19 protein-coding genes are annotated in these 19339 nt (G+C 62.6%); 11 read left to right on the top strand and 8 right to left on the bottom strand.

Going from position 1 to position 19339, the window contains the following annotated elements; all coding sequences use genetic code 11:
• Positions 1–13: 13 nt before the first annotated feature.
• Positions 14–1417 (bottom strand): aminotransferase-like domain-containing protein, encoded by a 1404-nt coding sequence (locus RPG13_RS23040; RefSeq protein ID WP_292623687.1) that lies wholly within the window; start codon positions 1415–1417, stop codon positions 14–16.
• 105 nt (positions 1418–1522) lie between these two features.
• Here RPG13_RS23040 and RPG13_RS23035 point away from each other — a divergent pair, with 105 nt between their 5' ends.
• Positions 1523–2386, top strand: coding sequence for a DMT family transporter (locus tag RPG13_RS23035; RefSeq protein WP_337126074.1), 864 nt, complete (start codon positions 1523–1525; stop codon positions 2384–2386).
• Between the two features lie 215 nt (positions 2387–2601).
• Here the strand turns inward: RPG13_RS23035 and RPG13_RS23030 are convergent, their stop codons facing one another.
• The gene (locus RPG13_RS23030) at positions 2602–3642 is read right to left on the bottom strand and encodes a zinc-dependent alcohol dehydrogenase family protein (RefSeq protein WP_337126073.1); all 1041 of its coding nucleotides are present in this window, start codon (positions 3640–3642) and stop codon (positions 2602–2604) included.
• A gap of 32 nt (positions 3643–3674) precedes the next feature.
• The gene (maiA, locus tag RPG13_RS23025; protein WP_337126072.1) at positions 3675–4325 is read right to left on the bottom strand and encodes a maleylacetoacetate isomerase; all 651 of its coding nucleotides are present in this window, start codon (positions 4323–4325) and stop codon (positions 3675–3677) included.
• A gap of 156 nt (positions 4326–4481) precedes the next feature.
• Between maiA and RPG13_RS23020 the strand changes: the two genes are divergently transcribed.
• Complete coding sequence (locus RPG13_RS23020) at positions 4482–5165, top strand: response regulator (RefSeq protein WP_126106185.1); 684 nt, start codon at positions 4482–4484, stop codon at positions 5163–5165.
• Between the two features lie 469 nt (positions 5166–5634).
• Here the strand turns inward: RPG13_RS23020 and RPG13_RS23015 are convergent, their stop codons facing one another.
• The gene (locus RPG13_RS23015; RefSeq protein ID WP_337126071.1) at positions 5635–6975 is read right to left on the bottom strand and encodes an ATP-binding response regulator; all 1341 of its coding nucleotides are present in this window, start codon (positions 6973–6975) and stop codon (positions 5635–5637) included.
• Between the two features lie 9 nt (positions 6976–6984).
• Positions 6985–8220 (bottom strand): FIST signal transduction protein, encoded by a 1236-nt coding sequence (locus RPG13_RS23010; protein ID WP_101954494.1) that lies wholly within the window; start codon positions 8218–8220, stop codon positions 6985–6987.
• A gap of 139 nt (positions 8221–8359) precedes the next feature.
• Here RPG13_RS23010 and RPG13_RS23005 point away from each other — a divergent pair, with 139 nt between their 5' ends.
• The 5 genes from RPG13_RS23005 to RPG13_RS22985 all read left to right on the top strand — a co-directional run bounded on the left by RPG13_RS23005 (position 8360) and on the right by RPG13_RS22985 (position 14169).
• Positions 8360–8791 carry a DUF6841 family protein gene (locus RPG13_RS23005; protein WP_337126070.1) on the top strand — a complete coding sequence of 144 codons (432 nt, stop codon included), beginning with the start codon at positions 8360–8362 and terminating at the stop codon, positions 8789–8791.
• A 258-nt stretch (positions 8792–9049) separates the two neighbouring features.
• A complete protein-coding gene (locus RPG13_RS23000) occupies positions 9050–9544 on the top strand; it encodes a (2Fe-2S)-binding protein (protein ID WP_127294174.1) in 495 nt (164 codons plus the stop codon).
• Between the two features lie 114 nt (positions 9545–9658).
• The gene (locus RPG13_RS22995; RefSeq protein ID WP_337126069.1) at positions 9659–12007 is read left to right on the top strand and encodes a xanthine dehydrogenase family protein molybdopterin-binding subunit; all 2349 of its coding nucleotides are present in this window, start codon (positions 9659–9661) and stop codon (positions 12005–12007) included.
• A 112-nt stretch (positions 12008–12119) separates the two neighbouring features.
• Positions 12120–12917: an FAD binding domain-containing protein gene (locus RPG13_RS22990; RefSeq protein ID WP_337126068.1), complete on the top strand. Its 798-nt coding sequence runs from the start codon at positions 12120–12122 to the stop codon at positions 12915–12917.
• Positions 12918–13146: 229 nt separating this feature from the next.
• Positions 13147–14169, top strand: a complete 1023-nt coding sequence (locus RPG13_RS22985) for an acyltransferase family protein (RefSeq protein ID WP_337126067.1) — start codon at positions 13147–13149, stop codon at positions 14167–14169.
• A gap of 10 nt (positions 14170–14179) precedes the next feature.
• Here the strand turns inward: RPG13_RS22985 and RPG13_RS22980 are convergent, their stop codons facing one another.
• Both RPG13_RS22980 and RPG13_RS22975 read right to left on the bottom strand, forming a co-directional pair.
• Positions 14180–14677, bottom strand: coding sequence for a GNAT family N-acetyltransferase (locus tag RPG13_RS22980; RefSeq protein ID WP_337126066.1), 498 nt, complete (start codon positions 14675–14677; stop codon positions 14180–14182).
• 20 nt (positions 14678–14697) lie between these two features.
• Positions 14698–15462, bottom strand: a complete 765-nt coding sequence (locus RPG13_RS22975) for a copper homeostasis protein CutC (RefSeq protein ID WP_337126065.1) — start codon at positions 15460–15462, stop codon at positions 14698–14700.
• Positions 15463–15709: 247 nt separating this feature from the next.
• Here RPG13_RS22975 and RPG13_RS22970 point away from each other — a divergent pair, with 247 nt between their 5' ends.
• Positions 15710–16165, top strand: coding sequence for a carboxymuconolactone decarboxylase family protein (locus RPG13_RS22970; protein WP_337126064.1), 456 nt, complete (start codon positions 15710–15712; stop codon positions 16163–16165).
• A gap of 49 nt (positions 16166–16214) precedes the next feature.
• Here the strand turns inward: RPG13_RS22970 and RPG13_RS22965 are convergent, their stop codons facing one another.
• A complete protein-coding gene (locus RPG13_RS22965; protein WP_337126063.1) occupies positions 16215–17123 on the bottom strand; it encodes a LysR family transcriptional regulator in 909 nt (302 codons plus the stop codon).
• A gap of 100 nt (positions 17124–17223) precedes the next feature.
• On the opposite strand from RPG13_RS22965, the gene RPG13_RS22960 reads away from it, so the two are divergent.
• From RPG13_RS22960 to RPG13_RS22950, 3 genes are read left to right on the top strand one after another with little or no spacing between them, the layout of a single operon-like run.
• On the top strand, positions 17224–17727 hold the full coding sequence (locus tag RPG13_RS22960; RefSeq protein WP_292672742.1) for a nuclear transport factor 2 family protein: 504 nt from the start codon (positions 17224–17226) through the stop codon (positions 17725–17727).
• 57 nt (positions 17728–17784) lie between these two features.
• Positions 17785–18771, top strand: a complete 987-nt coding sequence (locus RPG13_RS22955; RefSeq protein ID WP_337126062.1) for an alpha/beta hydrolase — start codon at positions 17785–17787, stop codon at positions 18769–18771.
• Positions 18768–19328, top strand: coding sequence for a nuclear transport factor 2 family protein (locus RPG13_RS22950; RefSeq protein ID WP_337126061.1), 561 nt, complete (start codon positions 18768–18770; stop codon positions 19326–19328). Before RPG13_RS22955 ends, RPG13_RS22950 begins: the two co-directional genes overlap by 4 nt.
• Positions 19329–19339 lie beyond the last annotated feature (11 nt).

Here is a 19339-nt window from a genome sequence, read left to right as displayed (position 1 = left end):
GTGATAGCGAAAATCAACGCGACATCGCCTCCTCGAGTGTCCTGAAAATTCTCTCGTCTGCCGACTGCGCGACGTTGAAACGCAGGAAACGGCTGGCAGTTTGAGACAGGCTGAACGCATTGCCGGGCGCCAGCACGATATTGGCCGACAAGGCGCGGCGGGCCATTTCAGCTGCATCCACGCCTTCCGGTAGGCTGCACCACAAGAACATGCCGGCCGGCTGGTCGATCCACGGCGTGATGCCGATCGCCTTCAGCCGCGTGCTTGTCTCAGCCATGGCGCGTGAAAGCCGCGTGCGCAACAAATCCACGTGCTTGCGATAGAGACCGTCCTTCAGCAGCGTCAGCACCAGTTCGGAGGCAAGCCTGCCGCTGCCAAAGGACGTGGCGATCTTGAGGTCGGTCAACCCATCCATCCAGTCGCGTGGAGCCGCGATGAAGCCGCAGCGCACCGACGCCGAAAGCGTTTTTGAGAAGCTGCCGATATGGACGACGCGACCAAGCCCGTCGAACGCCGCCAGTCTGGGCGCGGGGGTGTGTTCGAAGTCGGCAAAGATATCGTCTTCGATGATCGTCAGATCCGATTGGTCGGCGAGCTTGAGCAATCGATGGGCGACGACCGGCGACAGAATTGCACCCGTCGGATTGTGAAGCGCGGAATTGGTGATGTAGAGACGCGGCTGGTGCTCCGTCAGCGCCTGCGCGAACAGCTCGATATCCGGTCCCGACGGCGTATAGGGAACGCCGACCACCTTGGCCCGGTGAGCGCGCAACAGGGCATGGAAGTTGAAATAGCAGGGGTCGTCCACCAGCACCGTGTCGCCCGGCTCGAGCAGGAACCGGCAGAGGAGGTCGATCGCCTGGGTTCCCGATTCCGTCAGCATGATCTGGTCGGGAGACGCCTCGATGCCGTGCCCTGCCATGCGCCGTGCGAGCAGATGACGCAGCGGCGGCAGCCCGAGAGGCGTGCCGTAATCCGTCAGCGTGACATCATCACCTCGTGCCAATGTCCGCAATGCCCGGCGCAATCCAGCCTCCGGCATCCACGATGCAGGCAGCCAGCCGCAGCCGGGTTTGAGCACACCGTCGCCGGCTTCCAGCGACTGGCGCGAAACCCAGAGCGGATCGACGGCACGGTCAAGCCTGGGGCCGATCTCGGCCAGCGACAAGGGAGCCAGCGGTCCGGCGGCATAGAAACCCGAACCTGGACGCGAGCGGATGATGCCTTCCGCCGCAAGACGCTCATAGGCTTCGACCACGGTGGATTTGGAAACCTGCATGGTTTTCGCGAAAGCCCGGATCGAAGGCAATCGTGTTCCCGGTGTCAGGCTGCGCGCGGCGATCCTCTGCCTGATCGTCGCCATGACGCTTTCGACAAGCGTCCCGCTGCCCTCACTTGCCGTCGCCTGCTCATCCATCCGTACTGCTCAACCTACCATGACAGTTTTGCAAAACTGTACCTCATTGTCTCTGGTGGCGCCATGCGTCCGGCCCGATAGAGGCGAGAGCATCAGGAGCGTGCGATGGACAAGACGGCGGGTGGTTGGATCAACGGATTCGTAGGCGTGCTGATTTTCAGCGGATCGCTTCCGGCAACGCGTGTTGCGGTGATGGATTTCGATCCGACCTTCTTAACCGTCGCCCGTGCTGCCACGGCAGGCATACTCGGCCTCGCGCTTCTGCTCATTTTTCGCCAGAAGCGCCCGGAGCGGCAGGATCTGTTGTCGCTGGCCATCGTGGCGCTCGGCGTCGTGGTCGGCTTTCCCTTGCTGACAGCATTGGCGCTCAAGCACATCACCTCGGCCCATTCCATCATCTTCGTCGGCCTGTTGCCGCTGGCGACCGCGATCTTCGGCGTCATTCGCGGCGGCGATCGCCCCAAACCGGCCTTCTGGCTGTTTTCGTGCCTTGGCAGCGCCCTCGTTGCCGGCTTTGCGGTGACGCAAGGCGTCTCGGCCTCGCCGGTAGGCGACATGCTGATGCTGGGCGCAATCATCCTGTGCGGACTGGGCTATGCGGAAGGAGCCACGCTGTCCCGCAAACTTGGTGGCTGGCAGGTGATCTCATGGGCGCTCGTATTGTCGCTGCCGGTCATGCTGGCCCTGACGCTCATCACCATGCCACCGTCGCTCGAACCCGTTGGCAAGGCCGCCTGGATTGGCTTGGCCTATGTCTCGCTGTTCAGCATGCTGATCGGTTTTGTGTTCTGGTATCGCGGACTGGCGCAAGGCGGCATCGCTGCGGTCGGGCAACTGCAACTCCTCCAGCCTTTCTTCGGCCTTGGGCTGGCGGCGGTGCTGCTGCACGAGCAGGTCAGTCCTGCGATGATAGCGGTCACTGCCGCCGTCGTGCTTTGCGTGGTCGGCGCGAAGAAATATGCGAGATAGGCGTCAGCCCTTCTTCCTTCTCCCCTTGGGAGAAGGTGGCCGAGCGAAGCTCGGTCGGATGAGGGGTGCTGGCCGGGTCACTCCATTGAAGACGTAAACGCCTAAAATTCTTCGATATTTCACGCCGCGTTTCTTCCAACACCCCTCACCCGTCTCGGCGCTGCGCGCCGATCCACCTTCTCCCACAACAAGGGCAGAAGGGAGAGCCGACTTGGCTAGAACCTGGTCACTACGCCAATGCCGATGCCTTCGAAGGTGCCCATCGCCATCAAGGCCGCGGGCGCCTCGTCGAGGCTGATCCGCTTGCCGACCAGCAGTTCAGGCTTGAGTTTGCCGTTGCGGATCATCTCCATCATCGCCTGGTAGCGGTAGGCCTGCATGCCGTGGCTGCCGCGGATTTCGAGCTCGAAGGCGATCACCTTGTCCATCGGGATCTGTGGCCTGGCGTGATCGCCGAGCATCAGGCCGACCTGCACATGGCGGCCGCGCCGGCGCAGGTTCGCGATCGAGTTGAACGAGGTGGTGGGGTGGCCAAGCGCGTCCATCGACATATGCGCGCCGCCATTGGTGATCTGCTTGACCGCCTTGACCACATTCGGCGTCTTCGAGGCGTTGATCGTCGCCACGGCGCCGATCTTGCTGGCAAAATCCAGCTTCTCGTCGGTCAGGTCGATGGCGATCACGTTGGCGCCCATGGCGCTGGCGATCATGATCGCCGACAGGCCAACGCCGCCGCAGCCATGCACGGCCACCCATTCGCCGGGCGTCACCCGGCCCTGGTCGACAATGGCGCGGAACGAGGTGACGAAGCGGCAGCCGAGGCTGGCGGCGGTGGCGAATTCCATCTCGTCCGGCAAGCGGACCAGATTGGTGTCGGCATGGTCGATGGCGACATATTCGGCGAACGAGCCCCAGGCGGTGAACCCGGGCTGGGACTGGTGTTCGCAGACCTGATGATTGCCCGAGCTGCACTCGAAACAGTGGCCGCAGCCGACGGCGAATGGCACGGTGACGCGCTCGCCGGCCTTCCAGCGGGTCACTTGGCTACCGGCCGCCACCACGACGCCGGCAAGCTCGTGGCCCGGCACGTGCGGCAGGCTGATGCCGTCGTCATGGCCCATCCAGCCGTGCCAGTCGCTGCGGCAAAGACCGGTCGCCTCGACCTTGATGACGACACCCTCCGACGCCGGCTCCGGATCGGGAACAGTCTGGATCGTCGGCGTTTCACCGAACTTTTCGAAGACAACGGCTTTCATCGGCAATTCCTCATGCTTTTATCCAACTCGCTCTATTCGGCATCGATCTGGTTCTCGGGTGCCGCCTTTTGGAAGGCCGGCAGCGCCATGCAGGCGGCGTGGATGCGTGTGATCGTCGGGTAGGGCGCCAAGTCGACGCCGAAACGGGCGTTGCTGGTGACCTGAGCGACCAGGCAGATGTCGGCCAGCCCCGGCGTGTCGTCGTGGCAGAATGTCCCGGTTTCAGACGAGGAAGCCAGAATTTTTTCAAGTGGCTGGAAGCCTTCGTTCACCCAGTGCCGGAACCAGTTGACGACGTCCTCGTCGCCGGCGCCGAACAGAGTGCGCAATGATGTCAGCACACGCAGATTGTTCACCGGATGGATGTCGCAGGCGATCATCTGCGCCAGCATCCTGACGCGGGCCCGGCCAAGGGCGTCCTGGGGCAAAAGCGGCGGTTCGGGCCAAGTCTCGTTCAGAAATTCGATGATTGCCAGTGATTGCGTCAGCAGCGTGCCGTCGCCCAGGATCAGTGCCGGCACCAGCCCCTGGGGATTGACCGAGAGATAGGCGGGCTCGAGATGCTCGCCGTGCCGAAGATGATGCGGCACGTATTGGTAGGTCAGGCCCTTCATCTCCAGCGCGATCCGCACCCGGTAGGAGGTGGAGGAGCGGTAGTAATTATGAAGGACGAGGTCGCTCATTCCTGCACATTCGGCCGATTTGCCCGACCGGGCAAGGCATGGTGGTCCGGAAATTGCCATCGCCGCCTTTCGGCTAGAGATGGCGATGTACTATTTGCCAATAATCTGGCCATGGTCACTGGGCTATTCTATCCTGCCTGAACCGAAACGAATGCCATGACCGCAGTCAACGATCGCGCCCGGTTTCTGATCATCGACGACCACCCGCTGTTTCGCGAGGCGCTGCACAGCGCTGTGCAAATGGCCTATCCGGACGTCGACACTGTCGAGGCGCGTTCGATCACCGAGGCATTTGAGCTTCTGGCGGATGCCAAGCCCTTCGATCTCGCGCTGCTCGACCTCAGCATGCCGGATGTGCATGGCTTCGACGGGCTGCTGCAGCTTCGGACCCGCTATCCGCGCCTGCCGGTGGTCATCGTTTCGGGGCATGAGGAGCCCAAGATCATTTCCGAGGCGCTGTCCTATGGCGCGGCCGGCTTCATCCCGAAATCGGCGCGCAAGAGCGATCTGGCCGCCGCCATCCGCTCGGTGATGGAAGGTGCGATCTACGTGCCCGAAACCTACGAGGGCCAACCGCCGGACGCCAACAGCACCGACCGCGCCGAAATGGTGCAGCGGCTTGCCAAGCTGACGCCGCAGCAATTGCGGGTGCTGCAGATGCTGCGCCAGGGCTTGCTCAACAAGCAGATCGCCTACGAGCTGCAGGTCGGCGAGACCACGGTCAAGGCACATGTCTCCGAGATCCTGCGCAAGCTCAACGTCTACAGCCGGACGCAAGCCGTCATCGAGGTTTCGAAGCTCGACAGTGCCGAGCTGTTTCGCGGCCAGGCGGGGTTTTGAGAGCCGGCTGCGGTTTTAACTATCGAAAAACGATTTGAGGTCCAGCTCCTGGAAAAAGTTCCATATGCTTATGATGCTGAGTTCTGATTCGTCGGTGCTATGCAATGTTAGGATAATGTTAGTTCCATCATTCGACTTGAACTTCGTTAAGACGAAACGCGTCCCATCCTCCTGCAACTCAATGCCCGTCGATTTCTCCAAATTCGCTCCGGCTCGTCGAATCCTCTTTGAAGAATCTTCGAATTGCTCGAGCATCGATTTGTCACTCGAAAAGGGCTCATCCGGAAGAGACTTGAATTCTTCCCACGAGCCTGAGATGGCCGCCTGCAATACTCTCTCGATTCGGTCTCTTTCGGATGAACTAAGTTCTAAAGTGGCCATTCGTCTTTGCCCCAGAGCTAGGACGGAACACGGTGACAGTGCACCATTTTCTTGTCGCTAGCGGTCTTCTGCCCGTGTCTTTGAGGGATCAAGCCAGCAAATGCGCCAGCAGCGCGCGCAGTTGTGCCGGTTTCAGCGGCTTGCGCATCAGCTCGATGCCGGCCGCGCGGGCGGCTTTGGCAATTTTTTCCGAACCGTCGGCGGTGACGATCAGCGCCGGCACGGCACGGCTGAGATAATCGCGGACCTCGGCGATGGTTGTGGTGCCGAGATCGCCGCCGTCGAGATGCTGGTCGGCTATGACGATGTCCGGCACCCAGTCCGTATCGCCAAGCATGTCGAGCGCATCACCGGTTGAGGTGGCGGGGCGCACCAGGCATTGCCAGCGCTCGAGCAGCGACGTCATCGCCTGTAGCACCTCGATGTCGTTCTCGACCAGCAGCACCTTTGTGCCGAACAGACCGTAGCCGCGCGGCCGCTCCATGTCGGCGGTGTTGACAATGGTATCGGCTGTGGCGCCGATCCCGACCGGAACGTCGATATGGAAAATCGTGCCGTGTCCGACCTTCGACGAAAACGTCACGGGATGGCCGAGTGCGGCGGCGATGCGGCGCACGATGGCCAGGCCCAATCCCAGCCCGCCGCCGGCAAGCCCGGCATCGGTCGGGATCGTGCCGCGGTGGAATTCCTCGAACACGGCCTCGCGCTGGTCGTCGGGAATACCGCAGCCGGTGTCGGCGACATCGATGCGGATCGTGTCGCCGCGATGCCTGGTGCCGACCAGCACGCCGCCGGAGCGGGTGTAGCGCAGCGCGTTGGAAAGGATGTTCTGCAGGATGCGGCGCAGCAAGGTGCGGTCCGAACGCACGACGGCGTTGACCGGCCGGAATTTCAGTGTCAGGCCCTTCATTTCGGCGACCGGCAGGAAATCCGAGCGCAGCGACGAAAACAGCATCTCCAGGCTGACGTCGCCGATATCGGGCTGCACGACACCGGCGTCGAGCTTGGAAATGTCGAGCAGGGTGCGGAGCAGATCCTCCATCGTCTCCAGCGACCGCTCGACCTGCCGGACCAGTTTTTTGCCTTCGTCGCTGGTCTGCACTTCGGCCAGCGCCGAGACGGAGAGATGGGCGGCGTTCAGCGGTTGCAGCACGTCGTGGCTGGCCGCTGCCAGGAACCTGGTCTTGGACAGGTTCGCCAGCTCGGCGTTTTCCTTGGCCGCGCTGAGATCGATGTTGGACTGTTCCAATCTACGCAGTGTCGAGTGCAGTTCCTCGGTGCGCGTACGCACTCGATTCTCGAGCGAAATCGCGGTCTGGAACAGCGAGAACGCGTTGCCCTGCTGTTCCATAGAGCGCTCGACGCGGCTGACGAGGGCTGCGTTGATCTTCTTCAGCTTCTCCAGGTCGTTGATGTTCCTGAGCGGCATAAGAACCTCCTACTCCGCCGCCTGCCGCTCTCCGAAGGCGATGCCGGTGAAAGTCTGGTTCAGATGCATCGACCGGTACTGTTCGCCATAGGTGCCGAAGCCGATGACGTTGTTGACCTTGTAGAGTTCCGAAATCTCTCGAAAGACCTGCCGGTTGCGCGCGTCGAGCCTGCGCAGCACGCAGTCGAAACCGAGGATCATGTCGATGCCGCCAAGCCTTTCCTCGACATCCCTAAGGGCGGCCCGCGTCGATTCGACCATGTTCTTGGGCTGGGCGATGGAAAGGACGACGCCATCGTCGATGGCGCAGAAGAACGACAACGAGCCGTCCGCGTGCATCTTCTGGATCGAGCGGCAGTAAAATTCGCCGCCCACTTTCAACACCACCGGGTGCGAAGCGAAACTCAGCGGCGTCAGCATCTGCGGGATGACGCCGACCGAGGCGGCATATTCCTCGGCGGCATTGGTGGCGTTGAATTCGCGCACGGTGCGGTGATCGGGATCGGATGCGGTCACCACCAGCTTCTCGTCGGTGGGGACGAAATTGTCGGTCTTGAACACGTGGAAAGGAATTTCCGTGGTGATCAGCACGATGATGGCGCTGTCGGAGGCAACCTTGCCGTTCGAGATCAGCCGCGTCGTCTCGAATTTCAGATCATCGCCCGCCGACCCGCCGATCAGCGGAATGTCGTCGAGTCCCCAATGGATGGCGGAGGTCACGGCTTCTTCGGCATAGGACAGCCCGTCGATGAAGCAGAGCGCGAAAGTGGTGTCAGCTCGCTCGTGCCCGACGCGCCCGCGTAACGAACGCCTCAGCGCCTCGACTTCGCCGGTGATCCCGTCCATGCCCGATGAGGACAGATTTTCGACCATGGTGCTGGCTGCCGAAAACGTTGCGGAGGGAAGCAGCATGGCCAGGACCTGGCCGTCCTCCAGGCCTTTGGGCGTAATCTCGCCGGCCGTCGAGCAGCCGGCATAGAGGAGCGCCGGCGCTTGGGCTTTCAGCGCTTCCGAAAGGGCGACTGCCTCGACGAGGCTCTGCGAGAAAAACAGCAGGGCGAAGCCGGCATCGACGGCTGCGGCTTCCACCGCCACCGCCCGGGCGAACGCATCCGCGTCGGGTTCGTCGGTAGTGAGCACCGATAGGCCGCATGCATAGCGCGTGCGTGAACTGGCCAGCGGCTTCCTCCTCCATTCCTCCGACGCGCTTTTTGTGCGCGTCTGGCGCGCCGGCGTCGAGGGCATTGTTGTCTTCAAGCGCCACTTTGGCAATGAGCCAACATGACGGATTTGAATTTTCTGCTATTTTTGACGGCGTCAGCGTTCAGAAACTTCAAATCCAGAACCACACTGGCCAGAACTACACTGGAAGGGAGCGTGATCCATGGACGCCCAGATCAGGAAGCTGTTCGAAAGGTATGAGCAGCTTTTCCGGAAATCCCTCGCAGGCGATGCCGACATGGACGAAGTCGCATCGGTCTACGCCTCCGCCTTCATCGCGGCGTCGCCTGCCGGCGTCATGGTCGGGAACAACGACGACCAGTTCAAGCAGGCTATGGAGCAAGGCTATGCTCATTATCGGGCGATCGGCACGAAGGAAATGCGAATACGGGATGTTCGCATCTCGCCGATAGACGAGCATCATTGCGTTGCCCACGTCGCCTGGATGTCGATCTATGCCCGAAAAGACCGACCGGACGTCACGATAGACTTCGACGTCCACTACCTCGTGCAGAAGCTGGACGGAGAGCCCAAAGTATTTGGCTGGGTGTCAGGCGACGAGCGGGAGGTTCTTAGAAAACACGGCATCGGCTGAATCGGCTTGGCCAGCCCCGGCCGCTGATGGCCGAAGGCGGCATCGCACGGCGATCGTGTTTCGCCTCGTTGAGCCATGCCCTGTCTTTGCATGACCGAAAGTACAATAGGCGGATTTTCGGACGAACTGCATTCTCGCAATCTCGGCATTCCGCGGCACTTTTTCCCCGTGCTTTATGCGGTATAAGAACAGCGGACAGATGGAGGGCTCGGGCAACACCGACGCCAGAACGACCAAGGTAGCACCCAGGGAGGTTTCATGTCGGACGTATCGTTGACGGTCAACGGAAAGCGGGTAAGCGGCGCTGCCGAAGACCGTACGCTTCTGGTTCATTTCTTGAGGGAGAATCTCGGCCTGACCGGGACGCATGTCGGCTGCGACACCTCGCAATGCGGCGCCTGTGTGATCCATGTCGATGGCAAGGCGGTAAAATCCTGCACGATGCTTGCGGTGCAAGCCTCCGGGTCGAACATCTTGACGATTGAAGGATTGGCGGACGGCGCCGACCTGCATCCGGTGCAGGCGGCGTTCAAGGAGCACCATGGCCTGCAGTGCGGTTTCTGCACGCCGGGCATGATCATGGCGGCGACCGACATGATCAACCGTCACCCCGAAGGCCTCGACGAGGCCACGGTGCGCGCCGAGCTCGAAGGCAACATCTGCCGCTGCACCGGCTACCACAACATCGTGAAGGCGATCCTCGCCGCATCGGAGACGATGTCTTCGAAGGGCAAGGCCAAGCAAGCAGCATAAGGGCAGTAAGGGAGTAGGGCAGTAAGGCAGTAGGGAAATTGGCTCAAATCCCTACTGCCTTACTGCCCTACTGCCCTACTCACCTAGTTCAGCAATTCGGGAGGAATTTCTGCGATGGGCATTGAAGGTGTTGGCGCTCGTGTAGCGCGCAAGGAAGACAAGCGGTTCATTACCGGCGCCGGCCGCTATGTCGACGACATGGTGGTTCCCGGCATGAAGCATGCGGCCTTCGTGCGCAGCCCGCATGCGCATGCGCAGATCAAGAAGATCGATGTCAAAAAGGCGAAAGCCATGCCGGGCGTCATCGGTGTGCTGACCGGCAAGGAACTCAAGGCCGACGGCATCGGCAATCTCATCTGCGGCTGGATGATCCATTCCAAGGACGGCTCGCCGATGAAGATGGGGGCGTGGTCGCCGCTGGCCTTCGACAGGGTCCGCTACGTCGGCGACGCGGTGGTGGTCGTGGTCGCCGAAACCAAGGGCCAGGCGCGCGACGCGGCCGAAGCGGTCGATATCACCTATAAGGAATTGAAAGCAGTCGTCGATGCTCCGAAGGCGCTCGAAAGGAGCGCACCACAGATCCATCCGGAAGCCGACGGCAACCTGATTTTCGACTGGGAGCTCGGCGACAGCACGGCGACCAACGCGGCGATCAAGGCCGCTGCCCACGTCACCCGCATGAAGATCGTCAACAACCGGCTGGTGCCCAACGCCATGGAGCCGCGTGCGGCACTAGGCTATTACAACAAGGCCGAGGACCACTACACGTGCTGGACGACCTCGCAGAACCCGCATCTCGCGCGCCTGGTGATGAGCGCCTTCTACAATGTCGCGCCGGAAAACAAGCTGCGCGTCATCGCGCCGGATGTCGGCGGCGGCTTCGGCTCGAAGATCTACATCTATCCGGAAGAAATCATCTGCCTGTGGGCCTCGAAGAAGACCGGCGTGCCGGTCAAATGGGTGGCCGACCGCACCGAGAGTTTTCTCACCGACGCCCATGGCCGTGACCATGTCTCGACAGTGGAAATGGCCTTCGACAAGGACAACAGGATCACCGGACTGAAGGTCGACACCATCGCCAATCTCGGTGCCTACATGTCGCTGTTCTCGTCCTGTGTGCCGACCTATCTCTACGCGACGCTGTTGTCGGGCCAGTACGATATTCCGGCGATCCACGCCAATGTGCGCGCCGTCTACACCAACACCGCGCCGGTCGACGCCTATCGCGGGGCAGGGCGGCCGGAGGCCACCTATCTGCTCGAACGCACCATGGAGACCGCCGCTCGCGAGCTGGGCGTGTCGCCGGCGGAGCTTCGCCGAAAGAACTTCATCACCTCGTTCCCGCACCAGACGCCGGTCATCATGAACTATGACGCCGGTGATTATGCAGCTTCGCTCGACGCTGCGATGGCGGCATCCGACTATGCCGGCTTTGCCGCGCGCAAGGCCGCCGCCGCCAAGAGAGGCAAGCTGCGTGGCATCGGCTTGAGCAACTATATCGAGGCCTGCGGCCTGGCGCCGTCGGCGGCGGTCGGCAGTCTTGGAGCGGGTGTCGGCCTCTGGGAAAGTGCCGAGGTGCGCGTCAATGCCGCCGGCACGATCGAGGTGCTGACCGGCTCGCACAGCCACGGCCAGGGCCACGAGACGACCTTCGCGCAACTGGTCAACCAGCGCTTCGGCGTGCCGATAGACAGCGTCTCGATAGTCCATGGCGATACCGACAAAGTGCAGATGGGCATGGGCACCTATGGTTCGCGCTCGGGCGCCGTCGGCATGTCGGCCGTCGCCAAGGCGCTCGACAAGGTCGAGGCCAAGGCCAAGAAGATCGCCGCGCATCTGCTTGAGGCCGACGAGGGCGACATCGTCATCGAAAACGGCGCGTTGAAGGTCACAGGCACCGATAAGAGCGTGCCGTGGTTCCAGATGGCGCTTGCCGCCTACACGGCCCACAACCTGCCCGGCGGCATGGAGCCGGGGCTGAAGGAGACGTCGTTCTACGATCCGTCGAACTTCACCTTCCCGGCTGGCTGCTATGTCTGCGAGGTGGAGATCGATCCGGAAACCGGCGTGACCGAGATCGTCCAGTTCGTCGCCGCCGACGATTTCGGCAACATCATCAACCCGATGATCGTCGAAGGCCAGGTGCATGGCGGCGTCGCCCAAGGCATCGGCCAGGCCTTGCTGGAAGGCACCCGCTACGACGCCAGCGGGCAGCTTTTGACGGCGAGCTATATGGACTACGCCATGCCGCGCGCCGACGATTTGCCGTCGTTCAAGGTCTCGACCTCGAACACGCCGTGCCCGGGCAATCCGCTCGGCATCAAGGGCTGCGGCGAGGCCGGCGCCATCGGCTCACCGCCGGCGGTGATCAACGCCATCACCGACGCGATCGGCATCACCGATATCGCCATGCCGGCATCGCCGTCCACGGTCTGGGCAGCGATCCGGGCGACGAAACACTGACAAACGAATAGCGAATAGGGAGTAGCGAATAGGAAAGATAGAGCGATGCGTCGGGGTAAAAATCCCTACTCGCTACTTTCTATTCGCTCTTTCCCCGAAGGGAGAAAGACAAATGTACTCAGTCAACTATCACCGCGCCGCCTCCGTCGCCGATGCCGCCAAGCTGCTCAAGAGCGGCGATGCAAAGCTTTTGTCGGGCGGCATGACGTTGATCCCCGCGATGAAGACACGGCTTGCCGCGCCTTCCGACTTGGTCGACCTGTCGCGGATCAAGGACCTGCAAGGCGTCAAGGTGTCGGGCAAGACCGTCACCATCGGCGCGGCCACCACGCATCACGATGTCGCCAGCGACGAAAAGCTGAAGAGGGCGTGTCCGGCGCTCGCCCATATGGCGTCCCGGATCGGCGACCCGGCGGTGCGCTACAAGGGCACGATCGGCGGCTCGATCGCCAACAACGATCCGGCGGCCGACTATCCGGCAGCACTTCTGGCGCTCGACGCCACCATCGTCACCAATAAGCGCGAGATCGCGGCCGGCAAGTTCTTCACGGGCCTGTTCGAGACGGTGCTGAAAGACGGCGAGATCATCACTGCCGTGACCTTCACCGCGCCGGCCAAGGCGGCCTATGAAAAGTTCCGCAATCCGGCCTCGCGCTATGCGATAGTCGGGGTTTTCGTGGCCAAGGGCAAGGACGGCGTCAGGGTCGCCGTCACCGGGGCCGGCGACGACGGCGTCTTCCGTTCGAAGGAAATCGAGGCGGCGCTGACCAAGAGTTTCACGGCCGCCGCCCTCGACGGCATGAAGATTTCGGCGAAGAATTTGATGAGCGACATCCACGCCTCGGCCGATTATCGGGCCAATCTGATCGCGGTGATGGCCAAGCGCGCCGTGGCTGCCGCCAACGGCTGAAGATATCGATTGCCGGCCCTGGGATTGCCAGCTTTGGGAAAGGGGCCTTCGCGGCCCCTTTTTCGTCGCTCTCGGGTCAGATGGCCGGACATGCCAGAGTGTTGCCATCTCGCACTTGCACAACATTCTATTGCACTGCAATATGCCTGGAGGAAATGCGAGCCGGGGCTCGGAGCGCACAGTCATAGTCTGCAGCCCTTTCGCATCATTCAAATGCGAAGGGACCGGCATGACGGATATCTCCGCGACGCAGCTTGTCGTGTCTCGGTCCGCCGCCGACACATCGTCACGAACAAGGCTGGCCTATCTCGACGGATGGCGCGGCCTGTCGATCGCACTGGTGCTGATCGGCCACTTCTTTCCCGTTCCCGGAATCAACCTCGGTGTCATGGGCGTCGAGTTCTTTTTCGTGCTCAGCGGCCGGCTGATGGCCGAGATTCTCTTTATCGAACGCTATCCGCTCAAGGCGTTCTTCAAGCGCCGGTTCTCCCGCATTTATCCGGCGCTGCTGGTTTTCGTCGTCGCTTCGATGGTTGCCTTGTCCGGCACCTTTGTCGCCTTCAAATGGAAGGCGGCGCTGACGGCGCTGACATTCACCTACAATTATGCCGGAATTCTCGTCAGCCGCGCCGGCGCGCTCGACCATATCTGGTCGCTGTGCGTCGAAGAACATGCCTATGTCATCCTGGCGCTGATCAGCTTTGTTGTTTCGGGGCGTGCCCGCGTCGTAGTGCTGCTCAGTGCGCTGTCGGTGCTGGCCATGGCGAACGGCGCGATTTCGTACTGGGTCTTCGGCATGGACTACGAATCCACCTATTGGCGAACCGACGTGCACATCGCCTCGATCCTGCTGTCGGCGGTGATATGCCTGCTCAAGGCCGACGACAGGCTGCCGGCCTTGTTCAAGGGGCCGCATGTCGCGGTTGCGGCGTCCGTCGGGGCGGTTCTTCTGTTCATGGACATGGTGCCGACGCCAATCCACTATCTGATCGCGGTGCCGCTGTTGGCGCTTGCCGTCAATTCGCTCGACTTCAGCGCTCGTTACCTGACCGGATTTTTGTCCTGCTGGCCGATGGCGACGCTGGGGCTGTGGTCGTATTCGCTCTATCTGTGGCAGCAGCCGTTCTACAAATTCGTCTATTCGCAAGGCAGTGCGCCGCTGCTGATGCTGGCCGGGGCGTTCGCTTGCGCCCTGTGCAGTTATTACATCGTCGAAAAGCCGGCTCGCGCTTGGCTGAACCGCAACTGGTAGAACTGTCGCCTCAGCCGGTGATCTGCCTGGAATAGTAGCGCACCGCCTTCTTGCCGCCGTGGATCACCGCGTCGCCGACCTCCACAAAGCCGAGCGCTGCGTGAAAGGCATCCGAAGCCGGGTTGGGCGGCTCAGCATTCACCTCGCAAGTGACGATGGTCTGGCCGGCACGCAGGGCATGGTCGAACAGGTCCTTATAGAGCCTGCGGGCATGGCCGCGGCCACGCGCTTCTCCCGCGACGACGACACGGTCGACATAGACGAAGCGCGGATAGCGCTCGCGAAACCACAGGAAGTTCGGGCTGTCGTAGCGGGCCTGCTGGTCGAAGGTCATGATGAAGGCTTCGAGCGCACCGATGCGACGCGCATAAAACGCCTCGGCGAGCAGGAAGGACAGGCGCTCTGGCTCAAGCCACGACAACTCGGCCGCGTGCTCGTTGTTGAGGGCGAGGACGGCGGGCTCGTCCTGCGGCGAGACTTTTTCGATCGGCAAGCGTGCTCGCGTCACGTGTTTTCTTCCTTCCGGGATCATGCTCTCGCCGCCGCAATCGTCGCCGCCACCAGCGCCGCGTCGGTCACCGTGTTGCGGTACTCGCGGTCGAGGTCGGTGCCGCCCATGCCAACCTGGGGATTGCGGTAGCGCATGGCGCTCGGCACGTCCTTGAGTGCGGCGAAGTGCATTTCCGTCATTCCGGTTTTTTCCCGCACCTCGGCGATATTCCTCGGGTCAAGCCCGCCGCAGCCGAGAATGATGATGCGCTTCCCCGCCTGCCGGACGAGGTCCGCCAGCAGGGCTATGCCTTCCAATGCGGTGTCGCGCTGGCCGCTGGTCAGCACGCGGCCGACCTTGCTGCGGATCAGCGCTTCCAGCGCTTCTGCCGGATCGCGCGTCATGTCGAAGGCACGGTGGCAGGTCACGTTCAAGGACCCTGCCGCCTGTGCCAATTCGCTCATGCGCTTTTCGTCGATGGTGCCGTCGGCGCTCAGGCAGCCGACGACGACACCGGCCACGCCAAGTTCGCGCAGCGCGCGCACATCGGCGAGCATCGAGCTGTATTCGGCATCGCTGTAGAGAAAATCGCCGCCGCGGGGCCGCACGATGACGTGGAATGGGATCGTCGCCAGCTCAAGCGCGGCGCGCACGGTGCCAAAACTCGGCGTGATGCCGCCCTCGACGAGGCTGGCGCACAGCTCGACCCGGTCGGCGCCGGCGGCCTGGGCGGCGAGCAGGCCATCTATGCCTTCGACGCAGATTTCGATCAGCGGCAGGCGAGGGCGTTCGGTGTCGGTCACGGGGGAATCCGTTGCTGATTCAAGACGTGCAGCCCTAGCATCGGGCTCCTTGCCGTGAAAGCCGGAACTATTGGCTCAACGCGCGACAGGTCGTTGCCGTTTGCATTGCCGCCAATTCCTCACTTGACATTCATAACTCTTGAGTTATGTGTAAATTCATAACCAATCAGTTATTGTTTTGCATAGACGGCGCGACATCCGGCTCGGCAGAACGCACTCGCACAAAACACGTTTGAAGGAGACCACCATGCAAGCAAGACTGAAAAACCCTGTGCTTCTCATTCCCGGCGCGCTGCAGGCGCTGCTCGCGCTGGACAAGTCGACGGAAACGGCTGACCTGCCCTATGTGACACGCAAGCTCGTCCATTTGCGCGCCAGCCAGATCAATGGATGCAGCGTCTGTATCGACATGCATGCGCGCGAATTGAAGAAGGCCGGCGAAAAGGACGAACGCGTCTTCACCGTATCCGCCTGGCGGGAGACGCCGTACTTCACAGACGCCGAACGCGCGGCTCTTGCGCTTGCCGAGGCAACAACCCGGCTCTGCGACCAGCCGGACCCGGTGCCGGACGCGATCTGGGACGAGGCCGCCCGGCACTATGACGAGAAGGCGCTTGCCGCCCTGGTCGTCCAGATTGCCCTGATCAACGCCTTCAATCGCCTCAACGCCGCCACCAGACAGATGGTCGGCGCCTGGGGGTGAGCCGGAGCGGCTCGCCGATCTGCGCCGTGGCTGGTTTCGCGGCGGCGCGTCAGATCCGCAAATTGTGCGCGTTCGCGCGCACGAAGTCGATGAAGGCCCGCAGCTTGGGCGGGACGAGGCGGCGGCTGGGATAATAGAGGTGGAGCGGTTCGTAGCTGGGACAGAAAGGCTCCAGCACCTTGACCAGCGCGCCTGAGGCGAGAAGTGGCGCAGCGAGGCCTTCGACGGCGAAGGCAAGGCCAAGCCCTTGCGCGGCGGCGGTAATGCAGAGCGGAAGTGTGTTCACGATCAGGCGTGCGTCCGGCGTGAACTCGATATGGCGTTCATCGACGACGAACTCCCAGGGCGAGATTGCGCGGGTGCGGGTGAAGGCGAAGGCGATGCAGCGGTGGGCGGCGAGGTCGGCCAGCCGCGTCGGCGTGCCGTTCCTCGCCAGATAGTCCGGGCTCCCCAACACGACCGTCTGCAGCGGCCCGCCCAGACGCGCGCCGATCATATCCTTCTCGAGAAGCTCGCCGATCCGCAGACCGGCATCGAAGCCCTGAGCGGCGATATCGACGAAATTGTCGTCGAAGATCACGCTAAGCCGCACTTCCGGGTAAGCGTCCATGAACGGCCCCATCAGCGGCTCGATAAGCAGCGGCGCGGCGATCCACGGCAGGCTCAGGCGCAGCGTGCCGGCGGGGCGATCGCGGGTCTCGCGCAGCGCCGCGCCAGCTGCCCAGATCTCCTCGGCCGCTGGGCGCACGTGGTCGAGGTAGTGGGCGCCGGCTTCGGTCAAACCGACGCTGCGGGTCGTGCGGTTGAGGAGCCGCACCCCCAGACGCTCCTCGAGCCCCTTGACGGCCTCGCCCAACGAGGCCGGAGCGACGCCGAGTTCGGCGGCGGCGCGGGTGAAGCTCTTGACCTGCGCGACCTTCACGAAGGCGACAATCCCGCTGAACTGGTCGAGGCGCATTGTGAGGAAATTCCAAATAGCCTTGTCGAACTATACGGGTTTTTCCGGTGAACAAAAAGCGTCATGTTGGGTCCGACGAAACAGCAAGGAAACAGGACCGATGACCAGGCTTGCTTCGCTTGCCGCCGGCGCTCTCCTGGCGGTGTCTACCGCCCCCGCGAACAGCGGTCCGCAGGAAGACCGCAACATCCAGCTCATCAAGGACTATTACGCTGCTTACGCGACCGGGAATCCGGAGGCGGTCCGGCCCTTCCTCGCGCCCGACATCGTGTGGCGCATTCCCGGCCATCATCCGCTCGCCGGCGACAAGCGCGGGCCGGAGGAAGTGGTCGCCTTCTTCCGTGGCCTGGCCGACGGCAAGTTCAAGGCCGAGCCGATCTTCTTCCAGGCGCAAGGCGATCTCGTCGTCGACATCCATCGCGGCTGGTCGAACGTCGGCTCAGGTCCCGAGGTCGACCAGCTCTACACGCTGATGTTCCGGATCAAGGATGGCAAGATCACTGAAGCACAGAATTTTTTGACCGACATGTACCAGTCGGACGCCTTCTACTGGGCGCACTACCCGCTGAAGCCACTGCCTGGCCGACTGACGGATGATCGCTGAGACGGTGGCTTTCCTCAACTTGCCGCGCTTCTCGCTCCAAACCAAAGGAGACTTGCGATGCTGAAAACCCTGACACTAGCCGCGGCAACCGCCGTCGCGCTCGCCTCCACTGCCTTCGCCGCACAGTGCGTCGAGCGCGTCACTTTCGCCTCGCATGGCGAGCAGATCGTCGGCGACCTCTATCTGCCCGAGGATCTAGACGCGATGGAAGCTCGGCCCGCACTGGTCGTGACCGGCGCCTGGATGACGGTGAAGGAACAGATGTCGGCCCGCTACGCCCGCGAGATGGCCGACCGCGGCTTCGTCGCCTTGACCTTCGATTTTCGCGGTTGGGGCGAAAGCGGCGGCGCACGTCGCCAATACGAGGATCCCAGCGCCAAGATCGCCGATATCGAGGCGGCGGTCGCCTATCTCGCGGCCCGGCCCGAGACCGACAAGGACCGCATCGGCGGGCTCGGCATTTGCGCCAGCTCCGGCTACATGGTCACTGCCGCCGCTAAAAATACGGCGATCAAGTCGGTCGCTCTCGTCGCACCCTGGCTGCACGACGCCGATGTGGCCGAACAGACCTATGGCGGCAAAGACGGCGTCGCCAAGCTTGAAGCCGCGGGCGATGCGGCCGAGGCCGCGTATCGCAGCACCGGCAAACAGGCCTTCCTGCCCGCCGCCAGCCTGACCGACGATCGCGCGATCATGTTCAAGGTGCCTTATTACACCGAGCCCGATCGCGGCATGATCCCGGCCTGGCGCAACGAGACCGATCCGGCCTTCTGGCGAGGGTGGCTGACATTCGATGCGATCCAGGCTGCTCCGCGCCTGCACCAGCCCTTTCTGATGGTGCATAGCGAGGCGGCTGCTATCCCGCAGGGCGCGCACAAATTTTACACGCGGCTGACCAACTCCGAGCCCAAGCGGGAGCTGTGGCTCGACGACGTTACCCAGTTCGACTTCTACGACCGCGCCGCGCCGGTGAAGGCGGCGAGCGACGCTGTCGACGCGCACTTCCGCACCACGCTGGGCAGTGCAGGGAAGGCGGGACAATGAGCCCCGTCAGCCGCCGGCACGTCTTGGCCTCGGCAGTCTTCGTCGCGACGCTTGCCGCCACCCGTGCGCCGGCCTTGAGCACTACGCGGTCCGCAGCTGCGCTGACGGTCAAAGACAGGATCGCCATTGCCGAGGCAGTGGCGGGGATCGGCCTATATGCCGATTTGCGCGAATGGAACCAGGTCAAATCGTATTTCGCGGCCCGCGTCACGACCGACTATACGAGCCTTTTCGGTGGCGAGGTCGCGACCAGCGACCGCGACGCGCTGATTGCCCAGTGGCAAGACCTGCTGCCGGGCTTCGACGCTACCCAGCACCTCATCACCAACATCGTTGTCGAAGGCGCGGGCAACGATGCCGTTGCGCGCAGCCATGTTCGCGCGACCCACTGGATCGACACCCGGTTCTGGACGGTCGGCGCCAGCTATCTCCACCGACTGGTGCGGACACCAGAAGGCTGGCGCGTCAGCGCCATCTCCATCCGCCGCTTGTACGAAGAGGGGAACCGCGCCGTTCTGGCCGCCGCGGCGGATCGGGTGAACGCGGCGGCGAATTGAGCAGCCGATTC

The organism is Mesorhizobium sp. ISC15 (genome assembly GCF_037162615.1).
Lineage (GTDB): Bacteria > Pseudomonadota > Alphaproteobacteria > Rhizobiales > Rhizobiaceae > Mesorhizobium > Mesorhizobium mediterraneum.
The sequence above is the reverse complement of the archived record's forward strand: the minus strand, read 5'-3'. Positions and strand labels throughout refer to the sequence as shown.